Annotated in this window: 28 protein-coding genes; 19 read left to right on the top strand and 9 right to left on the bottom strand. The window is 41.2% G+C overall.

Features of this window, described 5'->3' with window-relative positions; translation table 11 throughout:
• Positions 1-185: 185 nt before the first annotated feature.
• The 6 genes from IPL34_RS17035 to IPL34_RS17010 all read left to right on the top strand — a co-directional run bounded on the left by IPL34_RS17035 (position 186) and on the right by IPL34_RS17010 (position 5,519).
• Positions 186-1,019 (top strand): transporter substrate-binding domain-containing protein, encoded by an 834-nt coding sequence (locus IPL34_RS17035; RefSeq protein WP_296842695.1) that lies wholly within the window; start codon positions 186-188, stop codon positions 1,017-1,019.
• Positions 1,012-1,851, top strand: a complete 840-nt coding sequence (locus tag IPL34_RS17030; protein ID WP_296842694.1) for a transporter substrate-binding domain-containing protein — start codon at positions 1,012-1,014, stop codon at positions 1,849-1,851. The genes IPL34_RS17035 and IPL34_RS17030 overlap by 8 nt, the downstream gene beginning before the upstream one ends.
• Positions 1,852-2,025: 174 nt before the next feature.
• Positions 2,026-3,879, top strand: a complete 1,854-nt coding sequence (locus tag IPL34_RS17025) for a hypothetical protein (RefSeq protein ID WP_296842693.1) — start codon at positions 2,026-2,028, stop codon at positions 3,877-3,879.
• A gap of 35 nt (positions 3,880-3,914) precedes the next feature.
• Positions 3,915-4,637: a hypothetical protein gene (locus IPL34_RS17020; RefSeq protein WP_296842692.1), complete on the top strand. Its 723-nt coding sequence runs from the start codon at positions 3,915-3,917 to the stop codon at positions 4,635-4,637.
• Between the two features lie 171 nt (positions 4,638-4,808).
• Complete coding sequence (locus IPL34_RS17015) at positions 4,809-5,018, top strand: hypothetical protein (RefSeq protein WP_296842691.1); 210 nt, start codon at positions 4,809-4,811, stop codon at positions 5,016-5,018.
• 33 nt (positions 5,019-5,051) lie between these two features.
• Positions 5,052-5,519 (top strand): hypothetical protein, encoded by a 468-nt coding sequence (locus IPL34_RS17010; protein WP_296842690.1) that lies wholly within the window; start codon positions 5,052-5,054, stop codon positions 5,517-5,519.
• Between the two features lie 61 nt (positions 5,520-5,580).
• Here IPL34_RS17010 and IPL34_RS17005 read toward each other — a convergent pair whose 3' ends face one another.
• On the bottom strand, positions 5,581-5,955 hold the full coding sequence (locus tag IPL34_RS17005; protein WP_296842689.1) for a hypothetical protein: 375 nt from the start codon (positions 5,953-5,955) through the stop codon (positions 5,581-5,583).
• A 274-nt stretch (positions 5,956-6,229) separates the two neighbouring features.
• Here IPL34_RS17005 and IPL34_RS17000 point away from each other — a divergent pair, with 274 nt between their 5' ends.
• Both IPL34_RS17000 and IPL34_RS16995 read left to right on the top strand, forming a co-directional pair.
• Positions 6,230-7,261 carry a substrate-binding domain-containing protein gene (locus IPL34_RS17000; protein WP_296842688.1) on the top strand — a complete coding sequence of 344 codons (1,032 nt, stop codon included), beginning with the start codon at positions 6,230-6,232 and terminating at the stop codon, positions 7,259-7,261.
• Positions 7,262-7,423: 162 nt separating this feature from the next.
• A complete protein-coding gene (locus tag IPL34_RS16995; RefSeq protein WP_296842687.1) occupies positions 7,424-7,861 on the top strand; it encodes an RNA-binding protein in 438 nt (145 codons plus the stop codon).
• 79 nt (positions 7,862-7,940) lie between these two features.
• Here the strand turns inward: IPL34_RS16995 and asd are convergent, their stop codons facing one another.
• Positions 7,941-9,071 (bottom strand): aspartate-semialdehyde dehydrogenase, encoded by a 1,131-nt coding sequence (gene asd / locus IPL34_RS16990; protein ID WP_296842686.1) that lies wholly within the window; start codon positions 9,069-9,071, stop codon positions 7,941-7,943.
• 218 nt (positions 9,072-9,289) lie between these two features.
• Between asd and IPL34_RS16985 the strand changes: the two genes are divergently transcribed.
• Positions 9,290-11,833 (top strand): tetratricopeptide repeat protein, encoded by a 2,544-nt coding sequence (locus IPL34_RS16985; RefSeq protein WP_296842685.1) that lies wholly within the window; start codon positions 9,290-9,292, stop codon positions 11,831-11,833.
• A 73-nt stretch (positions 11,834-11,906) separates the two neighbouring features.
• On the opposite strand, the gene IPL34_RS16980 is transcribed toward IPL34_RS16985, so the two are convergent.
• Both IPL34_RS16980 and IPL34_RS16975 read right to left on the bottom strand, forming a co-directional pair.
• Positions 11,907-12,398, bottom strand: a complete 492-nt coding sequence (locus tag IPL34_RS16980) for a GNAT family N-acetyltransferase (protein ID WP_296842684.1) — start codon at positions 12,396-12,398, stop codon at positions 11,907-11,909.
• Complete coding sequence (locus tag IPL34_RS16975) at positions 12,386-12,667, bottom strand: DUF1778 domain-containing protein (protein ID WP_296842683.1); 282 nt, start codon at positions 12,665-12,667, stop codon at positions 12,386-12,388. Before IPL34_RS16975 ends, IPL34_RS16980 begins: the two co-directional genes overlap by 13 nt.
• Before the next feature lie 177 nt (positions 12,668-12,844).
• On the opposite strand from IPL34_RS16975, the gene ribBA reads away from it, so the two are divergent.
• From ribBA to IPL34_RS16950, 5 genes are all read left to right on the top strand, one after another.
• On the top strand, positions 12,845-13,951 hold the full coding sequence (gene ribBA, locus IPL34_RS16970) for a bifunctional 3,4-dihydroxy-2-butanone-4-phosphate synthase/GTP cyclohydrolase II (protein WP_296842682.1): 1,107 nt from the start codon (positions 12,845-12,847) through the stop codon (positions 13,949-13,951).
• A gap of 12 nt (positions 13,952-13,963) precedes the next feature.
• Positions 13,964-14,440, top strand: a complete 477-nt coding sequence (ribE, locus tag IPL34_RS16965; protein ID WP_296842681.1) for a 6,7-dimethyl-8-ribityllumazine synthase — start codon at positions 13,964-13,966, stop codon at positions 14,438-14,440.
• Positions 14,441-14,444: 4 nt separating this feature from the next.
• Entirely contained in the window at positions 14,445-14,921 is a 477-nt protein-coding gene (gene nusB, locus IPL34_RS16960) for a transcription antitermination factor NusB (protein ID WP_296842680.1), read from the top strand.
• Positions 14,922-15,181: 260 nt separating this feature from the next.
• Positions 15,182-15,337, top strand: coding sequence for a hypothetical protein (locus IPL34_RS16955; protein WP_296842679.1), 156 nt, complete (start codon positions 15,182-15,184; stop codon positions 15,335-15,337).
• 237 nt (positions 15,338-15,574) lie between these two features.
• A complete protein-coding gene (locus IPL34_RS16950; RefSeq protein WP_296842678.1) occupies positions 15,575-16,348 on the top strand; it encodes an enoyl-CoA hydratase in 774 nt (257 codons plus the stop codon).
• A gap of 13 nt (positions 16,349-16,361) precedes the next feature.
• Here IPL34_RS16950 and IPL34_RS16945 read toward each other — a convergent pair whose 3' ends face one another.
• Positions 16,362-16,643, bottom strand: coding sequence for a hypothetical protein (locus IPL34_RS16945; protein ID WP_296842677.1), 282 nt, complete (start codon positions 16,641-16,643; stop codon positions 16,362-16,364).
• 215 nt (positions 16,644-16,858) lie between these two features.
• Here IPL34_RS16945 and IPL34_RS16940 point away from each other — a divergent pair, with 215 nt between their 5' ends.
• From IPL34_RS16940 to IPL34_RS16925, 4 genes are all read left to right on the top strand, one after another.
• Positions 16,859-19,669 carry a hypothetical protein gene (locus IPL34_RS16940; protein ID WP_296842676.1) on the top strand — a complete coding sequence of 937 codons (2,811 nt, stop codon included), beginning with the start codon at positions 16,859-16,861 and terminating at the stop codon, positions 19,667-19,669.
• Entirely contained in the window at positions 19,669-20,505 is an 837-nt protein-coding gene (locus IPL34_RS16935; RefSeq protein ID WP_296842675.1) for a CHAT domain-containing protein, read from the top strand. The genes IPL34_RS16940 and IPL34_RS16935 overlap by 1 nt, the downstream gene beginning before the upstream one ends.
• A 6-nt stretch (positions 20,506-20,511) precedes the next feature.
• Positions 20,512-21,225, top strand: coding sequence for a DUF1624 domain-containing protein (locus IPL34_RS16930; protein ID WP_296842674.1), 714 nt, complete (start codon positions 20,512-20,514; stop codon positions 21,223-21,225).
• 107 nt (positions 21,226-21,332) lie between these two features.
• Positions 21,333-22,517 (top strand): fatty acid desaturase, encoded by a 1,185-nt coding sequence (locus IPL34_RS16925; RefSeq protein ID WP_296842673.1) that lies wholly within the window; start codon positions 21,333-21,335, stop codon positions 22,515-22,517.
• On the opposite strand, the gene IPL34_RS16920 is transcribed toward IPL34_RS16925, so the two are convergent.
• Entirely contained in the window at positions 22,514-23,479 is a 966-nt protein-coding gene (locus tag IPL34_RS16920; protein ID WP_296842672.1) for a D-2-hydroxyacid dehydrogenase, read from the bottom strand. The two genes, IPL34_RS16925 and IPL34_RS16920, sit on opposite strands and share 4 nt — an antisense overlap.
• A 79-nt stretch (positions 23,480-23,558) precedes the next feature.
• On the opposite strand from IPL34_RS16920, the gene IPL34_RS16915 reads away from it, so the two are divergent.
• Complete coding sequence (locus IPL34_RS16915) at positions 23,559-24,779, top strand: lytic murein transglycosylase (protein ID WP_296842671.1); 1,221 nt, start codon at positions 23,559-23,561, stop codon at positions 24,777-24,779.
• A 21-nt stretch (positions 24,780-24,800) separates the two neighbouring features.
• Here the strand turns inward: IPL34_RS16915 and IPL34_RS16910 are convergent, their stop codons facing one another.
• The 3 genes from IPL34_RS16910 to IPL34_RS16900 form a co-directional block, all read right to left on the bottom strand.
• Positions 24,801-25,082, bottom strand: coding sequence for a hypothetical protein (locus tag IPL34_RS16910; RefSeq protein WP_296842670.1), 282 nt, complete (start codon positions 25,080-25,082; stop codon positions 24,801-24,803).
• Positions 25,083-25,184: 102 nt separating this feature from the next.
• Positions 25,185-25,415, bottom strand: coding sequence for a hypothetical protein (locus IPL34_RS16905; protein ID WP_296842669.1), 231 nt, complete (start codon positions 25,413-25,415; stop codon positions 25,185-25,187).
• 43 nt (positions 25,416-25,458) lie between these two features.
• Positions 25,459-26,328, bottom strand: a complete 870-nt coding sequence (locus IPL34_RS16900; protein WP_296842668.1) for an alpha/beta fold hydrolase — start codon at positions 26,326-26,328, stop codon at positions 25,459-25,461.
• Positions 26,329-26,334 lie beyond the last annotated feature (6 nt).

Below are 26,334 nucleotides of genomic sequence, written 5' to 3'. Positions count from 1 at the left end.
TATTGGAGTGTCGCTAAGACAAAGCTTTAAAAGCAACAATACAACTTGGTGGGTTATATGACTATATGGGAAGCACTACTGTGGCTGAGTAAACTAAGTTTTTTTTAATAGACCGTATTAAAAATCTATTAATCCTATTATGCTTTACCTTTATTTTGATACTTAGAGCTAAACAGACTCTATGTATGCTTAGTATATATAGTGTTTTACTAGCATCGGTGGTGCGAGCGGATATACCGGTCTATAAAGTCGTAGTAGGCCCTGTTCCGGGTTACACGGGAGCAACCGCTAAGGATTATGCTTCAACGCCGGGATGGCAGTTTACTTTAGAGTTGGCTTGTAGAGTGGAGCAGGCTATAGGGCATAAAATTGAGGTAGAGTTCATTAACTCATGGTCGCGGGCTAATTACATGTTTAGACAAGCCCATATCGATGTGTTATTTCCTGAAATAGTCGGTGATACCACTCAACCCGGTATCACAGGTACTTTAGTGGGTAAAGGTAATGGTTTTTCTTTTTATGTTAATGCTAACGCTAACAAAAAAATTAAAACTTGGAAAGATTTAGAGGGTGCTGTAGTGGCTACGCTAAGAGGGCGTTTTTACCCCCCTGAATTATTAAATAATTCAAAAATTACTTTTCAAGAAATTAACACCCCAGAGCAAGCCTTTAAAATGCTAGAGGCAGAGCGAGTAGATTTAGTGGCTGAAAATCCCTTTATTGCTCAAGCATTAATTAAAGAATTAAACTTGAGTGAAAAAATAGTAGCTACTGAGCTGATAGATAGTAGTCAGCATAATAAAGTATCTGCTAATCATTATATTGCTTATCGTTTTCATGCGGATACTCAGGGTATTAAGTTATTAGAGTCCTTTAATATTGCAATCGGTGAAATGCTAGCAAGTGGTGTTTATCAAGATATTTTTGCTGATGTTCCACAAGCATTTTCTGGTTTATCTGCGTCTAACCATAATAAAACTAACGTAGATTCTAAAAAAAGGTGTTATAAAAATGGCTAAGTTGTTAAAATTAAAGCAGTTTTATTTGGTTTTAATTATTTTTTTAATACTTTTATTGGTATTAATTAATAAGGATTGGCTATTATCACTATTTAAACCTTCCTACAGTTTGGTAGTGGGACCTGTACCAACTTATACAGGCGAAAATGAACAGCAATCTTATACAATGCCAGCCATTATTTTTACTCAGGAGTTATTGCGTCGCATAGAAAAAGATTTTGGTTATGAGTTTAACTATTACTATGCTAATTCGTGGCAAGAAGCAGAGCATCTATATAAAACCAAACAGGTGGATATTTTATTTCCAGAAATTGTAGGGGATACTAATCGTGTGGGTATTACCTCTAGTTTAATTGGTAAAGCACAAGGATTTGCTATTTATAATGTAGTCGGTAAAAAATGTTTAAATAGTAGCGAGGAGTTGGCTAGTAAGACAGTTGGTTTAGTTAAAGGTAGATACTATCCAGTGGACATTATTAACAGCCTCAGTACCAAGTTTCATTACTTTACCAGTTTAGATGATGCTTTGCTGGCTATTGGTAATAATGAAGTAGAAGTGGTATTAGAAAATCCTTGGATTGCAGAACCAGTGCGGGAGCGCCTCAGACTCACTAGCCTACAACATGGCAACGTCTTTAATCCACATTATATTACTTATCGCTTTCAAATGGATGATAATGTACCACACCTCGTGGAGGCTTTTAATGTAGTGATTAGTAATATGTTATTAGATGGTAGCTATAAAAAAATATTCGGTAATACCCCAGAAGCTTTTCTCATCAAAGGTGAAACCAACTCTAGCGAAGCTAGTACTTCTTGCCAAAAGGATTAGTTAATTTTATTCCTAGTGGTTTTATAGCGATAATAGCGCTTATTTTATATTTATAATAATTATGATCCATAAAATCTGCTAGTTGGAATATTGATAGAGATGAGATAAATATTGTCCTAATGGTTAATTGTAGTATGCTATATAATCACTAAGGGCAATAAATTGGGTAAAGGAATGGAGGATAAACGCTCTCCTGATCCGCGTGATTGTACACTAGCGGATATTATCAATTTAGGACAGGAGCTAAAGCGCCTGTTTGTGTCGCATCGTCAAGGTGAAGTCGTAACACTAACGCTGATTAATCATTTTGAATTGTTATTACAATCGGCACGTACCCGTATTATAGTCTTGCGTCATCCTCCTTGTATCACGGCATTAACCCAACAAGAACTATTAGAAAAATATATCACAGCTCATACCTTTCGCCAGATACAGGCTTATCAGTTATTTGTAGAACAGCTACAACCTCTATTAATTGAGCAAGGTAAAAACTGGCTAGTTAAAACCACGGTAGTTATCAAGCACCCTTTTCAATCCGCATTAAAGCTTAGTTTGATATTAATCCGCATTAAAACCGAGCCAGCAGAGGGCTGGATAATCAATGCTCGTGAAGATGAGAGCCTCAAAGAGTCTTATCGTCGCATTAAAACATTAATGCGCTATCTTAAACGCTATGAGCCTTATGTTTTAGGCGCTATGATGGAAGTATTGGCAAAAAAACAAGAATTACCTAATTTACCTTATTGGACTATTCCTCCTATCGGATCTTTGACAGGTTATACGCCTAGGTTAGCCTTATTAGGTGTTAAGCGCGAGTTATTAAACCCTATTCATGAGTGGGTGGAGCGCATTTATAAAGAGTATCGAGCGATTCCGCTATTACAGGCTCATCATAGTTCAGGTGCAAAAATTGATTATAATAATTTATTTTTCTTTGTGCGTCTGAATACCCAAGTGAAAGATGGTACACATCAAGATGGATTTGTGGTGGGTTTGGTAGTGCCACCAAGCCAGCAAAAAGATTTAAGTCATTTCTTTCATACTCAGCGTCAAGCTGCTTGTCAATGGTATGCACCACAAGGTAAGTGTAGTATTGCCAAAATAAAATACTGTTTGTTTGAGTCTGTTTGGACAGAGCTTGCTCCTGGTGAGACTGATCAAACTAAGATTCAACAAGCATTTAAAAGCTATTGGGAGAGGCTAAATAAATATAATCATGGTGCTCCTACCTTAGCAGGTGCTGCTTTTAAAACCCAAAGTATCGTATTTGAACGTAGAGCTAATAAAACAGAAGCCATTTTAAATGGAGATGCGGATAAGATTTTGAGTTGTGTCAAAAGCCGCTTAGTCAAACCTCAAGTAGAACCAGTTGATAAAGTTAATAAGGCTGAGCATGCGGATCAAAGACCACAACTATTATTTGTGCCCGTGTATAGTTCATCTACGCCTTTATTAGTATTAGCGACGGTAGTGAATGCTGAGCGTCCCAACACCTATAACGAGTATGTCACAGAATGGCAACATGCTAATTATTTTGCTGGGTGGGTATTACGTTATATTGCCAATCGCTTTAAAGAGCGTATGCGTAAAGCGTATCTAGGATTAATTGCCGATGCCTTTGCTAAGGCATATAAACCATTACTGGATACATCCCCTAGCGCTCAAGTATTAGATCGATTTATCCAACAAGCTAATAGGGGTTTTGAAGATTTGGCTAAGATTTATCCATATCCAAAATTATGCTTGTCTTTAGTCATGGATGAGCCTAATGTAGAAAATAAAGAGATACAGGTTGAGTGCAATGCTGTATTCGAGATTTCTCCTTATGGTCATTTTAAAGTCAGTATTGACCCTAGCGACTATTGGCAACTGTTTCGTGCTCAATATCCGTTATTCACTAAGAATGAGGTAGTACGAAAATTACGCACGGCTATGGATAGGGTAGCAGCAAGCGAGACCGCTACGATTACATTATTGCAGCGTATTCAGGCACGCTATAAGCACTCTAATAACAATGATTGTCCATAAGGGGTTGATTAACCACAACCCATCTGCATAAATTTATGATTACTAATAAAGTTTGTGGAACTATTGCACCTAGCAATAGTGTTAGCCTAGAGTCATTTAGTCAGTTTATTGAATCACTCATACGTACTGAAGAAGGCTTTAAGGAGTTTGTTCTAACCGAGGCTGAGCGCTCAACTCTTGAGCAAACTCTTGCACAAGTACTGCATGAGGCTAAGTTATACCCCCAACACCTGCCTCAGTTTGAGCTATTAGCGTTAACAGGGGTGAAATTCATCAGATTATTACCCTCTTATCAGCGCCTGCTACGCTTACACTATCAACAGCAAGTGGCTGAGCATTTACAAAAAGTCCAGATACCCCTGAGTCAACACCCTCAATTAACACAAAATCTTGAACAACTACAGCTTAAGCCTGCCGATTGTGCCGCTTTAAAAGAGTGGCCTGAGGGACGTAAGGTAGTGAATACGCGCTCAGGGCGCTTAGAGAATGCGGGTCAATTTATGGAACGTCTCTTGAAGCAAAAACTCTATGATGAAGGCCTATATGGCAAGCTGTATCTCAATGATTTACGTACTATTAATCCTAAATTGTATTTGGCTTTAGGGCAGTGGCAGAATCGTACGGGTGTCACGCTAGTCGAAAAGAAAAGTGCTAAGCTGCAAGAGCTTGAGCACAAAGCCATAGTTAGTCCTGAACAGTTAAGTTTTCCAGAAAAAGTCAGTCTCAGTAATGCGCGTTGGCGTAGAAAACACGCTTAACTAGCTCATCGACCCCGCTAAAAATTAATTGAATTAACGTGCAGAAAAATCTAGCGCGTGTTCAACATTTGTTCTATTATAGTCTCTATAAAACAGATACAAAAATTAGAAAGATTACTGGTATGAAATAAATTTTCGCTAGCTCTTAGCCGCTACTATAGGAGATAAGGTATGGATATGAGTCGATTTGAGCCTTACTGCCCCAGTAATACGTGTGGTGATCCCTTATTGAATCGTCACAATGAGTTAGTTTATAGCAAGCGGAAAATGGCTTATGTGGGGCGTACTTGGTTAGGCGATTGGATTTTTATTTGTCCGGTCTGTAATCAAAAACGGCGTTATCGTGAAAGCTATTTCGGAAACGATATATTTGAGTGTTAATGTATAAAGTGATTCCTTATAGGAGTGCTAGCTATGTTATTTAAAGCCCAACCCACTACCTTAATTGGAGCAGCTTTGCTGAGTTTGGTAGTATTAATGAATGTGGCAGCTTTTACGCTGTTATTTAGTAACTTGTTGATTTTGCTTTTTACAAGCGGTTTATTAATATTAGGTAGTTTATTGGTTGTTTGGTTTCACTATCAATGCAATTGTGTGATTGAGTGCTCGACCATCGTTAAGCAAGGTATTAAAAGCTTTTATGCAGTTTTAATGATTATGAGCGTCAGTGCTATTGTAGTATTTGCTGCTTTCGAGCAACAGGCTGATGCTAGCGTCATTAATGGTTTACGCGGCGTTTACTGGGTATTGTTTGCGGTACTAACTATAATTGCTGTGTTACTGATTAAACCTATGTTAGGGTTTAATCAGGAGTTAGAGCAACCTACTGCTACACCTGATAATAATACTAACCAATACGGTAAAGCTGGATATGGTGCATAAGTATTGTCATAAACCTGTCAGTGTTTAACAGCCTTAGTACTCAATGCTAAGGCTTTTTTCATTAAAAGAATTTACGACTGAGTAGCTCAAAAAAATGTAAAGCAGTTTGCTGTGCTAAGCCTATAGCCTTAAAGGCAGGTGGTAGCGTATCAAACCATGCTTGAGGGGCTAGAATAAAACCTATCGTCATTATAATGATTAACAGTATGACATAGCGCAGCCATTTAAAAGACCAACCTACGATTAGAGTTAATAAGCTCACTAAAAGCAGTAGACTTAAATACACTAAAAAAATAATAGCCGCTTCTGTGCTAGCACTGGTATCTAAAGTGCCATCTAAAAACTGTTTATCCATAGTTATTAAGCGCCCTAGCAAATTAATACTATAAACCACTAAAATAAATGTAAAAATCTTACGTAGGATCGATGTTGGCATGGCACTTCGATGGTAGCGGGAAGAATAAGTAATACTCATAACGTTAGGGTGGGGCATCACTACTAGGCACTCGTAGCCAAGCTTAGTAGACAATCTGCTGTTTGACTGAAAAAAAGCGAGAAATCCGATAAAAGGCTGGCAGATTAGTGCTCATCTATCCACTAGCTGGGGGCGCTTGGTCGGTCATCAATCCTTCATAAAACTGTCACTAACTTGAAATATCACAATCCTAGACTGCTCGCATCTTAACGATCACAACTCAAGAGAGATTTACATGAAGTCATTGGCTTTATTGGTTACAACGGGCTTATTGGTGGGTGTAAGTGTCGCCCATGCACGGACTAATATTGAAATTGTGGGATCTTCGACCGTATTTCCTTTCTCCACTACGGTTGCTGAAAACTATGCCAAGAAAACTCGTAGTCCAGCGCCTAAAGTAGAGTCTACAGGCACGGGTGGCGGGATGAAGTTGTTTTGCTCTGGTGTGGGTGTGAATACCCCTGACATTACCAATGCTTCACGACGCATTAAAGATACCGAGCTAGCCACTTGCCAGCAAAATGGTGTTGAAGTGGTTGAGGTCAAAGTAGGTTATGATGGAATTGCTATTGCTAATGCTCTCAATGGACCTACCTTTAATTTAAATCGTTTAGATATTTATAAGGCTTTAGCCAAGCAAGTACCGAATGGTGCAGGTGGCTTCATGGCGAATCCTTATAAAACGTGGAAAGACGTGAATGCGGAACTACCTGATTTAAAAATCGAAGTATTAGGTCCACCGCCCACCTCTGGTACACGCGATGCGTTCGTAGAAATGGTGATGCAAGAAGGTTGTAAGAAGTTTGACCAACTTAAAAATTTAGAAAAGTCAAATGAAAAACAATTCAAAGCTTTATGCGGCACGGTGCGTGAAGACGGTCATTTCATTGAAATGGGTGAAAACGATAATTTAATTGTCCAAAAGCTTAGCCAAAACCCTAATGCTTTAGGGGTGTTTGGTTATAGTTTCTTAGATCAGAATGCTAATAAAGTGAAAGGTGCGACTATTAATAGTGTGCCTATTACCTTTGAAACAATTGCAGCAGGTAAATATCCTATCTCTCGTCCACTATTTATGTACGTGAAGAAAAATCATATCGGTACGGTAAAGGGTATTGCTGAGTTTGTAGCTGAGTTCACCAGTGATGCTGCATGGGGTGATTCCGGTTACTTGACCGATAAAGGCATGATTCCTATGCCGGCTGCTGAGCGTCAACGCTTTGCCACGGCAGCTAAGGGCATGAGCGTGTTAAAAGCCGTAAAATAAAGACTGATTTATTAAGGGTTTAAGTAAAGCAGGGTGGAATCTCACTCTGCTTTTTATTTATTCTGGGTGTTCACGCGCAATAATGATTGAATTGCAAGTGAATTAAGGCTAAGGTGAGTATGTTTTTTCTATTTCAAGTATAATGACAGGATTATAGTAAGTATGACCATTTATGTAGGCAATCTATCTTATTCAGTAGAAGCTAAGCAGTTACAAAGTTTATTTGAGAGTTATGGTGCGGTAAGTAAGGTAAGCTTGCCTATGGATAGAGAGACTGGGCGTCCTAGAGGCTTCGCTTTCGTAGATATGGAAAATGCTGCTGATGAAGATGCAGCCGTTGCTGGCTTAAATGGTACTGAACTATTAGATAGAACCTTAAGAGTCAATAAGGCTGAGCCTAAAGAAAACTCTGGCTCACGTTCAGGCTCATCACGCCCTGCTTTCAATAATAGAAATACATCAGGTGATCGTGGTGGTGCAGGTGCAGGTGCAGGTAGAGGGGGCGAGCGCTCATCTTTCCGTGGCTCTGACTCTTATACCAATGATCGTGGTGGCGAGCGTCGCAGCAACAATAATCGTAATAAGCGTTATGATGACTAGACCTTAGCTAGCACATTAGCTTTAAGCTCCGTTGACCTGTGCAAAAGCAATCAGCACAGGTCAGCAAGTAGTGCCTTAATTAGGCAGTAGTGCGTTTAATATAATCCAATGTAATTTGTAGCATGCGACGCACAGGCTCCGCAGCACCCCAGAGTAATTGATCCCCTACCGTAAACGCGGTGATATATTCAGGTCCCATATTGAGCTTGCGAATCCGACCGACCGGAATAGTTAGGCTACCCGACGCTCGTACGGGAGTCAGTCCTGCTAAAGTCGACGCCTTATCATTAGGAATCACTTGCACCCATTCATTATGAGCCGCGATGAGTGACTCAATTTCCTGCAAAGGTAAATCTTTTTTCAGTTTGATAGTGAATGCTTGGGAGTGGCAACGCATTGCACCAATGCGCACACATTGACCGTCTACCGGAATAATATTCGCGCCTTTTAAACCTAGAATTTTGTTGGTTTCCGCAATCCCTTTCCATTCTTCTTTGGTTTGACCGTTTTCCCATGCTTTATCAATCCAAGGAATCAGGCTACCCGCTAGTGGTGCACCAAAGTTATCGGTAGAGAGTGTACCGTCATTGAGTTTAGCAGTGACTTTGCGGTCAATGTCTAAAATAGCTGAGGCGGGATCAGCGAGTAGGTCGGTGACTTCAGCATTAAGTTCGCCCATTTGAGTGAGCAACTCGCGCATGTTTTTAGCGCCTGCACCACTTGCCGCTTGATAGGTCATGCTGGTCATCCATTCGACCAAATCATTTTCAAATAAGCCACCTAGTGCCAGTAGCATCAATGAAACCGTGCAATTACCACCGACGTAGTTTTTAATACCACTGTCTAAACCCGCATCGATCACGCGCCGATTGACTGGATCAAGCACAATAATCGCATCGTCTTTCATACGCAGGGTCGAGGCGGCATCAATCCAATAGCCATTCCATTGAGCGCGGAGCTGGTCATAAATCGCCGTGGTGTAGTCGCCACCTTGACAGGAGACAATAATATCCATCTGTGCGAGTGCATCGATGTTCATTGCATCCTGCAAAGGCTTAGTACCCAACCCGACATCAGGGCCTGCACTGCCTGCTTGCGAAGTAGTGAAAAAGACCGGTTCATAACCCTGAAAATCCTGCTCGGCACGCATACGCTCCATTAAAACGGAACCCACCATACCGCGCCAACCAACAAAACCAACTTTGAGCATGACGCACTCCTAAGTAATCAATGACGGCTCAAACCGCTAAGAAAAAGGGAAAATGATTGTAACAGACCCGCTTTAAGCGTGGAGGGTTTTTTATAGTAGCGCTTTAATTTTTACCACGTAGGTTTTAAGTCGCAGTAGTTTGAAATTGCTTTTAGTGTGAGTTTATAGCGACAATTAGCTTAATGTTTCAGCCATGCTTTTAAGCAGTAGGATGGATTATGCCCCGTACCCCTAGTTTTCAGCGCCCTACTAATACCTTTATTCCCAAACTCCGATTTGTGGGGCGGGACGATATTTTAGCTCAATTCAAAACCTTACTAGATACTCCACAAGGTCGGGATGAGCGGCGGATTTTAAATATCTACGGCATCGGTGGGCAGGGTAAAACCGCACTCGCTCAGCAATTTATTAATCATCTCTCTCAAACTCGTACTGAGCAGGGTAAGTTTATTGCATTTGCGAATTTAAGCTTTGAGACAGAATCCTATCGACGTGATGCGAGTTTGGCATTGTTAGCCTTACGCCATCAATTGCGTAGGCAAGGAATTATTTTTCCGGCATTTGATACCGCGTTTGGGCGCTATTTTAGTTTGTCGCAACAGGGGCGTGATTTAGAAACGGCGCACCCTGAGCTATTCCGTAAACCCTCTGAGGTCTGGGGCGATGCGGAGAGTATAGGTAACGATATTTTAGGCTTGGTGAGTGAGAGTGGGATTCCGGGGGCGGGGCTGATTGCTAAGTACCTGAGTAAGTACTCTAGTAAAGTGCACGATTGGTGGCAAAAACGCGGGCGCGATATTTTAGCCGATTTGGATAGTTTAGAGCCGTATCAGATTAGTGAAAAGCTGCCGATGTTTTTTGCCTCGGATGTTTATGAGTGGCTGAATGATGCGGCGCATCTAGAGCGGCGCGTGACCTTGGTACTTGATACCTATGAAGCGCTGTGGCGTGAACGGGCGACTAAGGTCGGGGATATGGCGATCACGGTCGATGCGTGGGTGATGCAGTTGGTGAATGATTGCGTGGGGGCGTATGTGGTGATTTTGGGGCGGGAACCCTTGCGCTGGGTGGAACAGGATGCCAGTTGGGCAGAGGAGATTACACCGTGGGCATTGGATGAGTTGACACCTGAAGCGGCGGAGCAATTGTTGCAGACTGTGCCGATTGTGGAGGCAGCAATTCGTGAGGCGATGCTGGCAAGTTCTGAGCGGGTGGCGTTTTATTTGCAATTGCATATTGAGCGTTATGCTCAGCTCAAAAATCAGGGTAAAGCGTTGACGGTGGAGGCATTTAATTTCCCTCAAGCACAGCTTATTGCGCGGTTTACGGATCATATGGAGGCGGGGTTGCGCCAAGCGCTGAAGGTGGTGTCGTGTCCGCGCTTTGTGACGGATGACTTATTTTTGGAGTTGGGGGCGCAGTTTTTAGGTGGACGGGCGGCGGTGAGTTTTAAGGAGTTGCGCCAGTATTCGTTTTGGGAAGCGCCAGAGGCGGTGGAGGGGGTAGCGCGTTATCGGCTGCATAATGTGATGCGGGAGCAGTTGCAGGCGCTATTGCAAAAGGATGAGGCAGTGTTATTTCGGGAGGTGCATACGTTTTTATTTGAATACTATGACGGGGTGTTTGAGCGGGTTGAGGCAATTGAGCAACAAGTACTTAATGAAGCGGGTTTAGCCAGTAAATACGTTGATTATGTTAAGTTTCAGGAGATTGCTAAGCCTTTTGATGAGGAATTGCAGGGATTATATGAGCGTTTTGATGAGGCTTTGGTGGAAGGGCTTTACCATCTGGAACGGCTTGAGGTTATGCGCTTAGCAGAATGGTTAGGTACACGAAATCATCTCTATTATCAATTGGCAAAATATTCGTTTTCACAGCCGTTATGGCTGCATACGCTTCTGATTATCCAGTCTCAGATAGGAGAGGAAACCGACGAGGCGGCTTTGTGTATGAATAATCTGGCAGAGTTATATCGAGCACAAGGGCAGTATGAACAAGCTAAACCCTTATATGAGCGAGCGTTAGCGATCAGAGAACAGGTGTTGGGGGCGAATCACCCCGATACGGCGCAAAGTTTGAATAATCTGGCAGCGTTGTATCGAGCACAAGGACAGTATGAACAAGCCGAACCCTTGTATGTGCGAGCGTTAGGGATAAGGAAGCAGGTGTTGGGGGTGAATCACCCTGCTACGGCGCAAAGTTTGAATAATTTGGCAGCGTTGTATTATGCACAAGGACAGTATGAACAAGCCGAACCTTTGTATGTGCGAGCGTTAGGGATTTGTGAGCAGGTGTTGGGAGCGAATCACCCTGATACGGCGACGAGTGTGAGTAATCTGGCAGTGTTGTATCGAGCACAGGGACAGTATGAACAAGCCGAACCTTTGTATGTGCGAGCGTTAGGGATTTGTGAGCAGGTGTTGGGAGCGAATCACCCTGCTACGGCGAATAGTTTGAATAATCTGGCGGAGTTGTATCGAGTACAAGGGCAGTATGAACAAGCCAAACACTTGCATGAGCGAGCATTAGTGATAAGGGAGCAGGTGTTGGGGGCGAATCACCGCGATACGGCGAATAGTTTGAATAATCTGGCTTGGTTGTATGAGGCACAAGGACAGTATGCTCAAGCCGAACCCTTGTATGGGCGAGCGTTAGCAATCTTTACTAACGTACTAGGTGAAAATCACCCTAATACTCAGATCGTTAAAAATAATCACGAGCGCTTAAAAGCTAAAATGCAGCAAAACAGCGAGCAGTCGTAATGCTTTTTGTCCCTGTGGTAGTGGCTTACGCTACAAACAGTGTCATGGCAAACTGGAGTAATACACTAACCACCTACTCATGCACCAACTTCGGCAAAGGTAAAAATAATTTCAAACTATCCAATGGCGACTCACTAAACCCTTGATGCAAATAAAACTGCTTAGCTGACTCTGATAACGCATGAACGAGGAGCGCTTTGACACCTACCTGTTGAGCCACTTGCAAAGAGCGTAATACCGCATCTTTTAATAACGCTTGCCCAATCCCTTGTCCTTGCCAACCTTGATCAATCGCTAAACGTCCCAAAATAATCACAGGAATCGGGTCTGGCATATTCCGTTTGAGCTTGCTAGGCGCTTCATTTAAAACCACACTCCCTGTCGCTAGAGCATAGTACCCCACCACCTGCTGCTCACTACAGATCACAAAAGTACGTGATGCCCCTAGCACTTCATTCTTAAGGGCGCGACGTTTAAGCCAATGATCCAGTATTTCCTCACCACAATTAAAACTATCCAGCTCGTGAGTATTTTGAATAGGTAGGGGGCGGCTTAATGATCCCATGGTGTAGGAGTACTCAATAATTTAGTGATTTTGGTTTGTTGTTCTGCACTCAAAGGTTGCTCTAACGCGGCATTAAAGGCATTAAATTGAGCCTCATCGAGTAGGAATAAACGCTGATCGAGTAGCACATCCATCGCTTCACGACACACGACTTCGAGCATAAAATCGGAACGTTTTTTGCCAAGTACGCTGGCGGCTCGGTCAATCAAAGCACGTTGAGCAGGCAGAGCACGAATATTAATAGGCGTATCACGAGTACTGGTTTGCATAAGAGCGATTCCTAATCTATCTGTTCAATAGTCTAGTATTTTGTATAGCCAATAGCTATACAAAATGAGTGTGCTAGAGGTTTTTCCTTTAGCCGCATTTTGGCGTATCATGTGCGCCTTTCTAATTTTAAGATCGAGTACTGCGCTCGGTGAGTACTCGTTTGTTGCAGGTGCTATATGCCGTTCAATACCGTAGATGAAATTCTGACCGATTTGGCGCAAGGCAAAATGGTTGTGATCGTAGATGATGAAGACCGCGAAAATGAAGGAGATTTAATTATGATCGCCTCCTTGACGCGCCCCGAAGATGTCAATTTCATGGTTAAAGAAGCTCGCGGTTTAGTCTGTTTGACGCTGACGCGTGAACGTTGTAAGCAACTCAATTTACCCTTGATGGTGTCGCATACTAATGAGCAACACACCACCAACTTCACTCTCTCGATTGAGGCAGCGGAGGGCGTGACCACGGGGATTTCTGCCTATGATCGAGCGCATACCATTCGCACCGCAGTCGCACCTAATGCTCAACCGCGTGATATTACCCAGCCCGGACATATTTTCCCCTTAATGGCACAACCGGGTGGTGTATTGACGCGTGCCGGACATACCGAGGCAGGATGTGATTTAGCACGGCTAGCCGGATTTGAGCCAGCGGCAGTGATTGTCGAAATCCTCAATGAGGACGGCACGATGGCGCGGCGTCCAGACTTAGAGATTTTCGCCCAAAAGCATGGCTTAAAAATGGGTTCTATTGAGGATCTTATTCGCTATCGAGTACACAATGAAAGAACGGTTGAGCGGGTCTATGAGCGCGAAGTACAAACCGAGTTTGGTGCATTCCAATTAATTGCTTATCAAGAACAAGCTCGCCATGAAATTCACTTAGCTCTTGTTAAAGGTACTATTCAGCCTCATGAGCCTACGCTAGTACGGGTGCATTTAGAAAATGAATTATGTGACCTGTTAGCACTACGCGAGCCTTGCTGTGGTTGGCCTTTGCGTGGGGTGATGCAGCATATTGCTGACGAGGGTAAAGGGGTAGTGGTGATTTTGCGTAATCCTACTTCAGAGCAAGATGTGTTAAAAACTTTAAAAAGGTTTGAATCGCAAGCCACTCTAGTTGACAATACGCCCTCTTCGCCCGCTGACCTCAAAACCTATGGCATTGGTGCACAAATTATTAGTGATGTAGGCGTAACTCGTATGCGGGTAATGAGTGCGCCTAAACGCTTTTTAGGCATTGCAGGCTTTGGTTTAGAGGTCGTCGAGTACGTACAGGATTAAGGGTTTGGTGTTATGCAAAAGATTTCAGTGATTGAGGGCGATTTTCTGCCTCAAGTGGCTCGCTACGGTATTTTAGTAGCGCGGTTTAATGGGTTTATTGTTGATAGTCTACAAGCAGGTGCGATTGATGCTCTCAAGCGTCATGGTGTTACCGAGGAGCATATAGAGATTGTCAAAGTTCCGGGTGCGTATGAATTACCGCTTGCGGCTCAAGCGATGGCAGTCAGTGGTGAGTATGATGCGATTATTGCTCTAGGTGCGGTGATTCGTGGTAGTACTCCTCACTTTGACTATGTAGCAGGCGAGGCGGCAAAAGGTTTAGGCGCGGTCGGTATGGACAATGAACTTCCAGTGATCTTTGGCGTACTAACCACCGATACTATTGAACAAGCCATAGAACGTGCGGGCACTAAAGCGGGTAATAAAGGCGCTGAAGCTGCATTAACGGCCATTGAAATGGTGTCCTTATTACGTAAATTACGCTCTTAATATCATGGCACGCAAACCTATAACTGAATCTCAACAGCGCATTGCGCAACGTCGTGTAGCGCGACGCCTTGCGATGATTGGCACTTATCAGTGGATTATGACTCATAATAATTTCCACGATATTTACATTTATTTTCAAGAAGACACTGAACTCGCAACAGAGTTTCGTAAATCCGATGCTGCTTTTTTCCATCAATTAATGCGTAGTGCTATTGAAGATGGAGAGCGCATTGAGCCGCTGTTAACCCCCCATTTGGATCGTTCCCTTAGCCAAATTGACCCCATTGAATACGCAGTTCTACGTATTGCCTGTGCTGAGTTTATCAATCATCCTGAAACCCCTTATAAGGTGGTGGTCAATGAAGCGGTGAACCTGACTAAAAAATACGGCGCTGAACAAGCACATAAATTCGTGAATGGCATTTTGGATAAAGTCGCCAGTCAAACCCGTCAGCTTGAGGTAGCTTCCACCCGTCCTTAATTTATTAGCGTTAATAAGAATAATCGAGCAAGGTTGTCCTTTGGTCGACCTTTACTTGGGTTATTGGTTTTTGATTCGCTACGCTTTTAGTTAGAGAACCTTGCTGAATTGATTCATTAGAGAGAATGAAGCCAGCAAAGCTACTTAATCAAGGTTGTATTCAGTAGTTTTGTTCACAATAACCATGCCAGCGTTCTTTAAATTTAAAATAAGTAGCGATGTAATTAATAAAATATTGAATGTATTACTGAGGAGTCAGCATGACCTTACCATTATCACAGCAGGCGCAATTATTGTTACGCCCTTTAGTTTACACGCATCGTTTGTTAACCGCTCATCATATTGAAAATAAAACTATTTATGCTCCTGATGGTCGCGCTTTAGTTTTTAAGCAAGTGATTCGCCTGAAAAAATAATAATACTAATTAAGCAAAAGCAATATTTTTCTGTTCTAAATCCACTACGTTCTATTATTAATACGCAATTAATCAAAATCTAAATTAAGATTAGCTGCATTGAGGCGTCATTATTAAGATACTTAATAATGGCGCTTGCAGGCTTTAGGTTTTTAGTTATCCACCTAAAAAGTCTTGATTACTTTCGTACTAATACCTGTGTCATAATACTCCTCTTAGCGCTTAGGAGTTTAAACCATGACCGATTCAGTAGTATTACGTTCTGATCACCTGCATATTGCGACCCTCACCCTCAATCGCCCTGCACAATTTAATGCACTTTCTAATGAGCTATTAACGCAACTCACCCAAGAGTTACAGCAAATTGCCGCTGATAATGAGGTGCGTGTCGTGGTAATAAAGGCTAATGGGCGTGCTTTTTGTGGTGGGCATGATCTAAAAGAAATGCGCACCGATAGCAGTCCAGAGACTATTCAAGCACTGTTTGCACGCTGTGGTGCAATGATGCAATTAATTCAATCCATGCCTCAACCCGTGATTGCGAGTGTGCATGCGGTAGCGACTGCTGCGGGGTGTCAGTTAGTAGCGGCGTGTGATTTAGCGCTTGCGAGTTCTAATGCCAAGTTTGCCGTCTCAGGTATCAATTTAGGGTTATTCTGCTCCACACCCGCAGTGGCATTAAGCCGCGCTATTGGTAAAAAACAGGCTTTAGCAATGCTCCTCACAGGAGATTTTATTGATGCGGCTACGGCTGAGCGTTATGGCTTAATTAATCAAGTGGTGGAGCCAGAGCAATTAGATCAAGCGGTACAGGAGATAGCGACTAAAATCGCAGCTAAATTACCGGTGGCGGTGCGTATGGGCAAAGAGCTGTTCTATAAGCAACTAAATCAACCCTTAGCAACAGCCTATGCTATGGCTAATGAGGCGATCACCTGTAATTTTCTAGATCAGGACACCTTAGAAGGGGTCGATGCTTTTATTGAAAAGCGTAAACCGAATTGGCAGTAAGAGTGAGAGCGACTTAATACTGAATAGCCTTGCGTAAGTCCTTCATGAGTAAAAATAAGTGCAAGGGGGGGGGGGTGAAGAGTATAGGGCTATAAAGACATTCAAAGACACTTTTTTTTTGTAGAAGTCGTTTTAGCGCATGCTTATCTTGCCCTGAACGATTAAGGATGTTGCTAAAGGTTTGCCACTGTTCTTTGTTCAGTATGAAGTGTTGCTTTTCAGTAGAAATCATAAATTGTCTAAGACTAATCTTGTGCTCTTGAGCATCAAGGGCAGTGAGTTTTTTAGTTTTCATTAGATTAATTTCCTCGTTATTCGACATAAATTTTGCTGCATTTGAGTGTACTAATAAAGAGAATTATGGACTTTTAGTGAATTATCAGCGCTTCTGTTACGAGTAAGTAACCTAATTTTAGTTGCTTTTTAAGCAGAAGATGTTTTTAATAAAAGCCAGTGATTTACTTATAAGGATATTGTTCTCTCTATTGAGAATGGTAATAGGGCTGACATATGAAATATTTTATCCAGTTGATATTGATTTTTTTTATAGGCTCTAGCATGGATGCAAAAGCGGCTGCTTTGTCAGAGAGTCAAAGCATTGAAGGTGACCACGGTACGATTATAAGCGATGTGGGAGAGATCAATGTTACCAATACTAATATAAGTAAAGATGATTTTTGTACGACTATACTAAACCGTACTAAGTCGCAGGCGTTATCTGAGAGCGATGAGAGTATTATACACGGATGTCTCCAAAGTTTTAATGGGTTTGAGGAGGCAGTCAAAAAATATTTAGTAAAAGAGGAAGATGATAAACGTAACAGTATAGAAAGAGCTTCGAAGAGTGGTGACATCGAAGAAATTTTAAGGGTACTGAACTCTTCAGAGTCAGGGAAAGAGCCAGAACAACTTTTTAAAGAAAAAGCAGAAAATATTAAAAAATGGGTAAATAGTGCAAATCATTATCTACTTAAAGCTCAAACATTAAATCTATATTATACTTTAGGAAAAAATAGGTTAGACAAAGTAAGGGAAGCTTATGAGAGGGCTTTAGTTTCAGCGCAACAAACTGACGGGGATGTAATTTTAGCTGAAGTATTATATCAATACGCTTGGTTTTTGCAAAAAAATGCGCTGAGTTTTACTAATGCAAAAAAGTTTTATTTAGAGGCATTAGAGCATTATAAGACTTTAGAAAAGGAATTGTCTCAAAGTCATGTAGACTATACTTTTAGTAAGGCAAAAATACTGCGTCAGTTAGGAGTGTTATATTACAAAAAGCGTTATGTCGATCAGTCGGAGGATTACTTTAAAGAGGCTTTGTCTTTATTTAAATTGCAAACCCCAACGGATGAGCATAGAGCTGAAATGGCAGCTACTTTAAATGATTATGGGGTATTAGTATCTTTATATAAGCATAGAAAGAAAGAGGCATTTGATTTATTTGAGCAAGCCTATCGTATACATGTTGATTTAATAAAAAGAGACGAAAATCAATATGCGCCTTTATTAATAGATGATTTGCTCAGCTTACATCATGAGACTTTAAACCTTAATCACTATGATATAACTCCTTCTAAAGAGCTTTTAAGAGAGTCTGAAAAATATATTGCTACAGCAGAAATTATCTTAAACAAGATTTTAAAGCAGCACAAAGACAAAGAAAATATTAGGTCAAAGATGGCGGCAATTTACGCAGCAAAATCAAAAAACGCAGATTACGATATTAGTAGAAAAGAAGAAGCAAGCCACTTGATTAATGAGTCCATGAATATTTATAGAGAGCTGGTTAACGAAAATCCTTTAGCTTATCTAGAAAGGCTAGTTGTAGCATTAATTATAAGCACGAATAATATAGGTTCTGAGCAAACTAATGAAAAAAATATACCTATTATGGATGAGGTTATTAGTATAATAAGACCTCTATATCAGGCTGAGCCAGAGTTTTACGAGGATATATTAGCTCGCACGTTGCTGTTGAGAGAGCTGATAACAAGTAATAAAGTTAATAATTATGACTTAAAATATTTATCTGAAGCAATAGAAATACAAAAAAATTTATTTAAAAGATCACCTAATACGTCACTATCTAGTCTTCTAGATGTCTTATCTACAAAAGCCTTATTATTTTCAGTTTATAAAGCTGAAGATCAGCTTACCATTAATAAGCTGATGGTTGAGATTGACCAAACTTACAAGGATGCTTCTAAACTAATAAATGATCTTTCTACTAATCACTCTAATGCCTATATTAATAACAAAATTATAGCATTAAGTCATTTTGCGGATTTTTATTTAACCTATGATAAAAAAGATAAGTTAATTGATATAGTTAATCAAATGCTAGAGGTAATGCAGGATATTAATATTTACGAGCTAAAGCAATCCCATGCGAATATTTTACATAAAACTTGCCAAGTTGCTTTTATTTACGATCTCGAAAAAAATTATGAAAAATCAGGATATTATTACAATATAGGATTAAAGTGGATAGATAGTATAGTGTTGGATAAAAATATAGAGACAATTACTTTATTGCATATTATGTCTTGCTTCTATTATTTGTCGAATTCTTATATAACACAGTCAAACTATATAGAGGCTGAGAAGGCTATAGAAAAAGCCGATAATTACAGTGTTATGTTAATAAAAGGGTCAAATACTAATAGAGGTGTGCTTACTATAGATAAAATGGATTTGTTCAGAGTAACCATACTGGGTAATTTGGGAAAAGTTAAAATAGTAAATAATAAATATGAGGAGGCTTTTATAGCCTATAAAAAATACTTTGATTTACTACACAAAAATCCTAATTTATATAATGCTAGATTGCAAATTATAGCTTATGAAATAGAGCGCTTGACTGGAGCAGCTCGTTTTTTAAGTGAAAGTGATAAGACGAGACAGGAAGCCGAGGCTTACTACACTGAAGTTATTATTCAAGCAAGGCATTTAGCAAAAAAAGATCCTAAGCAGGAGGTTTTGTTAGGGAGTATTTTAAATCAATATGGCTATATAACAGCAAAATATTTTCCTGATCAACGCTCCAAGATCACAAACACGTTAGAAGAATCGATCCAAATCTTATCAAAAGCTGCTAAGGAACAAATAATTCATCAAGCAAAGTTAGCAGATGCTACAGGCACGCTAGGCTATGCTCATTTACAATGGAAAGAGTATTCAGAGGCTAAGCTTAAGCTTCAAGAGGCACTAAATTTATTAGAGCCTTTTTATCAAAAGGAGCCTGCAAACTACGAGAAGTTTTATCAGGAGCTTAACCAACTAATCAAGCAAGCTGACGATAATATAAAAAAGGATTGATGATGGCTATCGTATTACTATTAGGTGCAGCAGGTAAAGACCAAGAGCTTAAATCAGTGCCTAAAGAGTTGGCGCTCTTAAAGCAACGATTGATTCAAAGCCATTTATCCTACCTCCAAATTGAGTATGAACCCTATTTAACCCTATCAAGCTTAAGTGAGTTACTACAAAGGTGTGCTAATCAAATAGAAATCTTACATTTTGCAGGGCATAGCAATCCAAGCCAGATATTAACCAATGATGAAGATCTATATAGCTATCAAATAGCCACTATAATTAAAACTTGGAAAAATAAACCAAAAATTATTTTTCTTAATGGTTGTGAAAATGCTGACCAAGTAGAAGCCTTTTTAAATGCTGGTGTTAAATGTGTTATAGCCACACATAAGCCGATTAGTGATAAACTAGCTTCCGTCTTCGCAGATAGCTTTTATAGTAATCTACTGTCAAACCCTCACAGTGTTAATTGCCAACAAGCTTTTGATCGAGCGGGTGCAATAGCACTGCTAAATCAAAACAATAAATTAGCTAATACCTTAGATCTAAAAAACTTACCCGATGCAAGCTCTCAATTTTGGGATTGGGGGTTGTTTTCCCATGATACTACATGGCTACATACTTGGACGGTGGAGCAACTTATGCCAAAAAGTATTGAAATAAAAAACCAGGACACTCAATCAAAAGCATTTTTATTAATAGGAGGTGTTTTGCTATTTGTAATAGTAGTGTTGGTCTTGATTATTATTTTTATACCAAGTCAAAGTATTATTCACGGTAATAATGGAACTATTATAAAAGACATAGATAGTATAAATATTAATAATAACAAACAGTAATTATAAATGATAGCTAACTATAACCCGCGTTACCCTCTACTCGACGCACTACGCGGCACGGCTGTTGTGCTCATGATCGCGTTTCATTTTTGCTATGACTTAAACTACTTTGGTCTCGCACAGTTTGAGTTATACACCGATCCGTTTTGGCTACACAGTCGTACCTTTATTGTCACGCTATTTGTCACGATTGCGGGGATTAGTTTGTATTGCGCGAATCGCAAGGGAATAGAGCTTGGGTTTTGGAAGCGTGAGGCGCTGCTATTAGCCTGTAGCAGTATAATCAGTGTGGGGACATGGTTTTTATTTAAAGCCTCATGGATTTTCTTTGGTGTACTGCATTTTATGTTGGTGGGAAGTTTGTTAGGAGTACTGACTCTGCACTGGGGAATAGTCAATGTCTTATTAGGTTTAGCACTCATAGCCCTAGGTAATCTCATCACTCTTCCGCTATTGGATCAGCAGCCTTGGCAGTTTATTGGACTGATGACGCATAAGCCTTTTACCGAGGACTATGTGCCTTTATTGCCTTGGTTGGGAGTATTGCTCATAGGGATTTGGTTGGGCACGCAATGGGTGCAAATGCCACAGTTGCAACGCTCTTTAAACCATCCGGCTTGGAAACCGTTGCTATGGTTAGGTCAGCATAGCCTCTTAGTTTACATGCTCCATCAGCCCTTATTGTTTGCCTTATTTTGGGGCTTTATTAGCCTGCGTTAGTGCGTTCTAGTTCAGACAAGTATGGTAAAATGTTCCTACTCCTAAGCCGCTGGGGAGATGGGTTTCTCTAACCTTAGGAGCGTTTTATTGTATTAAAGAGAAGACGCATGGGATTACTAGCAGATTTAGCGGGTTGGCAATTAGTGTTAATCACTCTTGTCATGACCCATATTACGATTGTGGCGGTGACTGTTTACCTCCATCGACATCAAGCGCATCGGGCGGTGGAGTTAAGTGCTATCCCTTCCCATTTTTTCCGTTTTTGGCTTTGGCTCACGACTGGAATGGTAACGCGTGAGTGGGTAGCCATCCATCGCAAGCATCATCATAAATGTGAAACCCCTGAAGACCCGCACAGTCCACAAACCCGTGGTTTAAATAAAGTGCTCTGGGGTGGCGCATTCCTGTATCGTCAAGAAGCGAAAAATCAGCAGACTATTCAACAATATAGTCAGGGTACGCCTAATGACTGGATTGAAAATCATGTCTACTCACGCTTCCCGTTCTTAGGCATTCTCACCATGTTAGTCATTGATCTACTGCTCTTTGGTTGGGTAGGGGTCATTATGTGGGGCGTGCAAATGATCTGGATTCCGTTCTGGGCAGCGGGGGTAATTAATGGTTTAGCGCATTTTTGGGGCTATCGCAATTGGAATACAGCCGATGCGTCCACCAATATTTCACCTATAGGTATCCTGATCGGTGGTGAGGAATTACACAATAATCATCATGCTTTTGCCGCGTCAGCGCGGTTTTCTACACAATGGTATGAATTTGATATTGGCTGGTTTTATATTCGTTTAATGCAAATGCTAAAAATGGCACAAGTTAAACGTGTTGCGCCTCGTATTAAGGTGGATGTCAAAACCAAAGTGGTTGATTTAGAAACTTTAAGTGCAGTGATTGGTAATCGTATTCAAGTGTTATCCAATTATGCTCGCCAAGTAGTCAATCCGGTGATTAAGCAAGAACTGTGTCATTCCACTAGCGAGTGTAAACAAAAGTCACGTTTAGTGAGACAGTTACTAGGACAACCTAATTTAGATGATAGTGCGCGTGAGCGCTTGCAGCATTTATTATCGGAGAGCCAAGTTTTGACCACGGTCTATCAGTTCCAACAAAACTTACAGCATCTGTGGGAGCGCACCGCGAATAATCAAGAGGCGCGTTTGGCTGCTTTACAGGAATGGGTTACTAAAGCGGAGCAAACAGGGATTCAACGCCTTGAAGAGTTCGCCCAACGCTTAAAAGGGTATCGCGTGAGTGTATTAGCCCATACCCAAGCTGCTTAAATGACTCGGTTGAGCACCTCGCTTGTGGTGATAAAGGTTTGAATAATCTGCGCGAGCTGCTCAATTAAGCGTTGGCGTGCGCTGCGGCTTGCCCATGCAATATGAGGAGTAACAATGAGGTTAGGTAGTCTAGCCTCTAGCAGTGGATTACCGTGAATAGGCGGTTCTTGGGGTAATACATCAATACCCGCACCTCCTATCCAACCTTGAGTCAAAGCCTCTAAGAGTGCCACTTCATCGACAATAGCACCGCGTGCCGTATTGATTAATAGTGCATGCGGCTGCATCAGTCTTAAGCGCTCAGCATTCATAAGATGATGCGTCTCAGGCGTTAAGGGGCAATGGATGGACACTACATCGGCTTGTTTTAAACCATCCTCTAAAGCTATTTTTCCCGCTCTGGTCGGTTGGTGGGGGCGCTCAGCAAAGAGTATTTTCATACCCAACGCTTGCCCTAAACGAGCGGTTGCTTGCCCTAGTGTGCCGCCGCCAATAATCAATAAAGTACTGCCCGCTAATTCACGAATCGGGTGATTTAATAAGCAAAACTGCTCGGAACGTTGCCAAGCCCCTTGGTTTAATTCTTGTTGATAGGCGGGTAAACTACGGCTTAAGGCAAATATTAGGCTAAACACATGTTCAGCAACGGATTGTGAGCCGTAATCACGTACATTAGTAACCGGAATATGGCAGTGTTGAGCCGCTATTAAGTCGATGTTATTAGTGCCCGTTGCCGCTACACAGATGAGTCGGAGTGAGCCTTGCAATGAGTGTATTAAGGGAGCATCTAGGGGCACTTTATTACTAATCACAATAGTAGCCGTACCGATATGGTCGCGGAGCTGTTCAATACGGGTATGAGGCCACAGGGTAAGCTGTCCCTGAGCAGCCTCAACTAAAGGGCTTAAATCGAGATCACCCGCTTGGGTGCTGTTGGTATCTAAAAAGACTACTGAGGGCATTTGCTTTTCACGCTGATTAGGGTGGTTTGATATACTAGCATGATGGGAATAGGACTTAGCATCAACTAATTGGAATTCAATGATTCGGAAGATAATTCGCACTATACAACTGATGCTGTTATTTGCAGTGGCTTTGTTTGGCTATACCTTATTTGCTGATCCAGACTTTGATCAGTGGAAAGTGGAGTTTAGTCAGTATGCTGAGCAACAGGGCATTAAAGCAGAAGTATTACAGTTAGCCTTTGCGGGATTATTACCGGATCGTAAAGTATTACGCCTTGATGCGCACCAACCAGAGTTCAGTCGCCCGATTTGGGAGTATTTAGACAGTGCTGCTTCACCAACACGCGTGGCTAAAGGTAAGCGCTTATTGGCGGAGTATGCGGAGTTATTAGAGCGTATCCATCAAACCTATCATGTTCCACCAGAGTATATTTTGGCTATATGGGGAGTGGAAACTGACTATGGTAATTTCATGGGTGGGTATTCTACCATTCGCTCTTTAGCCACCCTCACGTATCAAGGACGCTCCATCCGCCGCTCTTTTTGGCGTGAGCAATTGGTCGCAGCGCTCAGAATTGTGCAAAACAATGACATGGGCATTAATAGCCTTATCGGTTCATGGGCGGGGGCGATTGGGCATACGCAATTTATTCCCACTACCTTGGAGCGCTATGCTGTAGATTTTGACGGCAATGGCAAGCGCGATTTAGTCAATAGTATTCCCGATGCACTAGCCTCAACCGCTAACTATTTAGCTCAATCGGGTTGGATAGAGGGTGAGCATTGGGCGCAAGAGGTAAAACTGCCGCCTACGTTTGAATGGTCGCGTGCGGATCCGACCTATTGGCTTCCGGTGCGCTTATGGGTCGAGCAAGAGCTAGTGAGTGATATGTTTAATCAGCCGCTGGCGCTGGATACGCAAAGTTTTATTTTCCTACCTGCTGGGTATCGAGGCCCTTCCTTATTAGCGTTTCATAATTTTAATGTGTTGCTGAAATATAATAATGCCTATAGCTATGTCATGGCGGTGGGGACTTTAGCCGATCAGATCCGGGGTGAGTCTCCTTTGCAAGCGACTTGGCCGCGTGATATTCGTGAACTAAGTTTTGCTGAAAAAGCGGAGTTGCAAGAGTTATTAACGATGGCAGGGTATAGCACGGATGGCATTGATGGACGTTTGGGGCCGAATAGTCGTGCGGCCTTGCGGCGTTGGCAAATGGATGTAGGGTATCCCGCCGATGGTTTTGCTACCTATGAGCATTTAGAAAAATTACGTCTACAAGTGCCGATGGTATAGGGCTTATTAGTAGCTTAGAAATTAATTATAAGCAGAAATATGCACTTGTGGTTTTAATCCTTTACTAAATAACTTTACAATAGAAAATGGTGTTATTACCTTGACAGTATGAAGCTTAGGGCGGATCTTTCTAGCATTAGAATAGCCTATAAATGACCATTGCCATAATTGTTCTTGCCAAATTAAATAGGCATCACCTTGATATTCGATGAAAGTACCATCAGGTAAGTCTTTAAATCTAGCTTGATAAGTCACCTTTTCGTGCTTCTGATTAATACGTTCACCATGTAGTATTTCATCCATCGCTGCAACGCTAGTAGTGGTATTGAGAGCTAAAGACCAGTAGTACTTAAACTCATTTAGGCGTTGTTTACGGCATTCACCACAAGGTCTATGTCCTGAAGCTTAAGCAGTTGCCTCATCAAGAAAGAATAACTCTGAATAACTAGATGGGCTAAAAATCGTGCGTTTAATATCTTGATAATGGAGCTGGCATACAATCCACGCTTTAATGGCAAATGGTTTAGTGATTATTTTATTTTGGTTATGCAAACGACCACGATTACCCATCCATGCACCATGAGCCTCGTTGCTGACCAATTGACCAAAAGGGTTAACACGATTTTGCAGTGGCATATTAAATATCTTATCTAATGTTTTGGAGGATAGATTTTGGTAGTTACTTTTTTTCATTTTCAGCAGTTTTAATAAATTCTTTCATACCTTTGATGAAATGTAGCATGGCAGGTTTTAATAAAGCGTAGTGATCTTTTTCAATAATACTGACCTTTAGTGTGTTTTTATATTTATCAGTTCCTAAGCCGTAAAGTTTAACGGTAATACGATTTAAATCTTGTTTGCTCACATAAGCCGCATGTTTTCTTTCCATGTACTTTAAATTGAAGGCAAAACTTCTAAGTTTTACTTCTTTTTGATCCGCATTATCAAAGGGAAGAGGAAAGGGAGTATTATAAAAGAGTTCTGGAGAATAAAGTGCACCTGCACTACCTGATAAAAGTACACCTTCCTTTCTATATAGCGAGGTAAGATCAGCTACTGCACCGCCTATACTATGACCAAAAATAAAAATTTTACTCCTATCAACATCTGGATGATTTTGTAACCAATCTACCGCAGCCAAAGCGTCATCAACTTCTCCATATAGAAACTCAAAGTGTCCGGGATTGCCATTTTCACCACGTAACATAGGTGTTAAGAGCGCAAAACCATTCTCTAAAAAAACTTGGGCATCTAAAAAATCTTGTTTGCCGAATGAAAAGCCACCATGTAAATAAACAATAGCAGGAAGTTTTTTATCTGTTTTAGTCGCTGGTTTAGCAAACCAAGCCTTAAGTTTCAAGCCATTAGAGTCATAAGTAATCAACTCAACCCCTGTAGGAGGCTGCTCTTCAGTATAGGGTTGAGGTGCGGGAATGGTTTTAATGAGTTTGGTTTTATAAGCGGCTTTTTCTTCAGTAAATTCATTCGCCCAGCTTATTGTAGCTATGGTGTTAGATAGAATAAAAATTATAATAAAGCGTATTAACATATTTTA

The sequence above is a fragment of the Thiofilum sp. genome (genome assembly GCF_016711335.1).
Taxonomy (GTDB): Bacteria; Pseudomonadota; Gammaproteobacteria; order Thiotrichales; family Thiotrichaceae; genus Thiofilum.
The sequence above is the reverse complement of the archived record's forward strand: the minus strand, read 5'-3'. Positions and strand labels throughout refer to the sequence as shown.

What these genes read in the sequence shown, in the direction of transcription:
- IPL34_RS17010 (WP_296842690.1), top strand. Translation starts at nt 5,052, where the DNA reads ATGTTATTTAAAGCCCAACCCACTACCTTAATTGGAGCAGCTTTGCTG.
- IPL34_RS16995 (WP_296842687.1), top strand. Translation starts at nt 7,424, where the DNA reads ATGACCATTTATGTAGGCAATCTATCTTATTCAGTAGAAGCTAAGCAG.
- IPL34_RS16930 (WP_296842674.1), top strand. Translation starts at nt 20,512, where the DNA reads ATGATAGCTAACTATAACCCGCGTTACCCTCTACTCGACGCACTACGC.
- IPL34_RS16945 (WP_296842677.1), bottom strand. Translation starts at nt 16,643, where the DNA reads ATGAAAACTAAAAAACTCACTGCCCTTGATGCTCAAGAGCACAAGATT.
- IPL34_RS17000 (WP_296842688.1), top strand. Translation starts at nt 6,230, where the DNA reads ATGAAGTCATTGGCTTTATTGGTTACAACGGGCTTATTGGTGGGTGTA.
- IPL34_RS17035 (WP_296842695.1), top strand. Translation starts at nt 186, where the DNA reads ATGCTTAGTATATATAGTGTTTTACTAGCATCGGTGGTGCGAGCGGAT.
- IPL34_RS16925 (WP_296842673.1), top strand. Translation starts at nt 21,333, where the DNA reads ATGGGATTACTAGCAGATTTAGCGGGTTGGCAATTAGTGTTAATCACT.
- IPL34_RS16900 (WP_296842668.1), bottom strand. Translation starts at nt 26,328, where the DNA reads ATGTTAATACGCTTTATTATAATTTTTATTCTATCTAACACCATAGCT.
- ribE (WP_296842681.1), top strand. Translation starts at nt 13,964, where the DNA reads ATGCAAAAGATTTCAGTGATTGAGGGCGATTTTCTGCCTCAAGTGGCT.
- IPL34_RS16935 (WP_296842675.1), top strand. Translation starts at nt 19,669, where the DNA reads ATGATGGCTATCGTATTACTATTAGGTGCAGCAGGTAAAGACCAAGAG.
- IPL34_RS17020 (WP_296842692.1), top strand. Translation starts at nt 3,915, where the DNA reads ATGATTACTAATAAAGTTTGTGGAACTATTGCACCTAGCAATAGTGTT.
- IPL34_RS16975 (WP_296842683.1), bottom strand. Translation starts at nt 12,667, where the DNA reads ATGCAAACCAGTACTCGTGATACGCCTATTAATATTCGTGCTCTGCCT.
- IPL34_RS17015 (WP_296842691.1), top strand. Translation starts at nt 4,809, where the DNA reads ATGGATATGAGTCGATTTGAGCCTTACTGCCCCAGTAATACGTGTGGT.
- IPL34_RS16955 (WP_296842679.1), top strand. Translation starts at nt 15,182, where the DNA reads ATGACCTTACCATTATCACAGCAGGCGCAATTATTGTTACGCCCTTTA.
- IPL34_RS16950 (WP_296842678.1), top strand. Translation starts at nt 15,575, where the DNA reads ATGACCGATTCAGTAGTATTACGTTCTGATCACCTGCATATTGCGACC.
- IPL34_RS16910 (WP_296842670.1), bottom strand. Translation starts at nt 25,082, where the DNA reads ATGGATGAAATACTACATGGTGAACGTATTAATCAGAAGCACGAAAAG.
- IPL34_RS17025 (WP_296842693.1), top strand. Translation starts at nt 2,026, where the DNA reads ATGGAGGATAAACGCTCTCCTGATCCGCGTGATTGTACACTAGCGGAT.
- IPL34_RS16905 (WP_296842669.1), bottom strand. Translation starts at nt 25,415, where the DNA reads ATGCCACTGCAAAATCGTGTTAACCCTTTTGGTCAATTGGTCAGCAAC.
- IPL34_RS16985 (WP_296842685.1), top strand. Translation starts at nt 9,290, where the DNA reads ATGCCCCGTACCCCTAGTTTTCAGCGCCCTACTAATACCTTTATTCCC.
- IPL34_RS16915 (WP_296842671.1), top strand. Translation starts at nt 23,559, where the DNA reads ATGATTCGGAAGATAATTCGCACTATACAACTGATGCTGTTATTTGCA.
- asd (WP_296842686.1), bottom strand. Translation starts at nt 9,071, where the DNA reads ATGCTCAAAGTTGGTTTTGTTGGTTGGCGCGGTATGGTGGGTTCCGTT.
- IPL34_RS17030 (WP_296842694.1), top strand. Translation starts at nt 1,012, where the DNA reads ATGGCTAAGTTGTTAAAATTAAAGCAGTTTTATTTGGTTTTAATTATT.
- IPL34_RS17005 (WP_296842689.1), bottom strand. Translation starts at nt 5,955, where the DNA reads ATGCCAACATCGATCCTACGTAAGATTTTTACATTTATTTTAGTGGTT.
- IPL34_RS16920 (WP_296842672.1), bottom strand. Translation starts at nt 23,479, where the DNA reads ATGCCCTCAGTAGTCTTTTTAGATACCAACAGCACCCAAGCGGGTGAT.
- nusB (WP_296842680.1), top strand. Translation starts at nt 14,445, where the DNA reads ATGGCACGCAAACCTATAACTGAATCTCAACAGCGCATTGCGCAACGT.
- IPL34_RS16940 (WP_296842676.1), top strand. Translation starts at nt 16,859, where the DNA reads ATGAAATATTTTATCCAGTTGATATTGATTTTTTTTATAGGCTCTAGC.
- IPL34_RS16980 (WP_296842684.1), bottom strand. Translation starts at nt 12,398, where the DNA reads ATGGGATCATTAAGCCGCCCCCTACCTATTCAAAATACTCACGAGCTG.
- ribBA (WP_296842682.1), top strand. Translation starts at nt 12,845, where the DNA reads ATGCCGTTCAATACCGTAGATGAAATTCTGACCGATTTGGCGCAAGGC.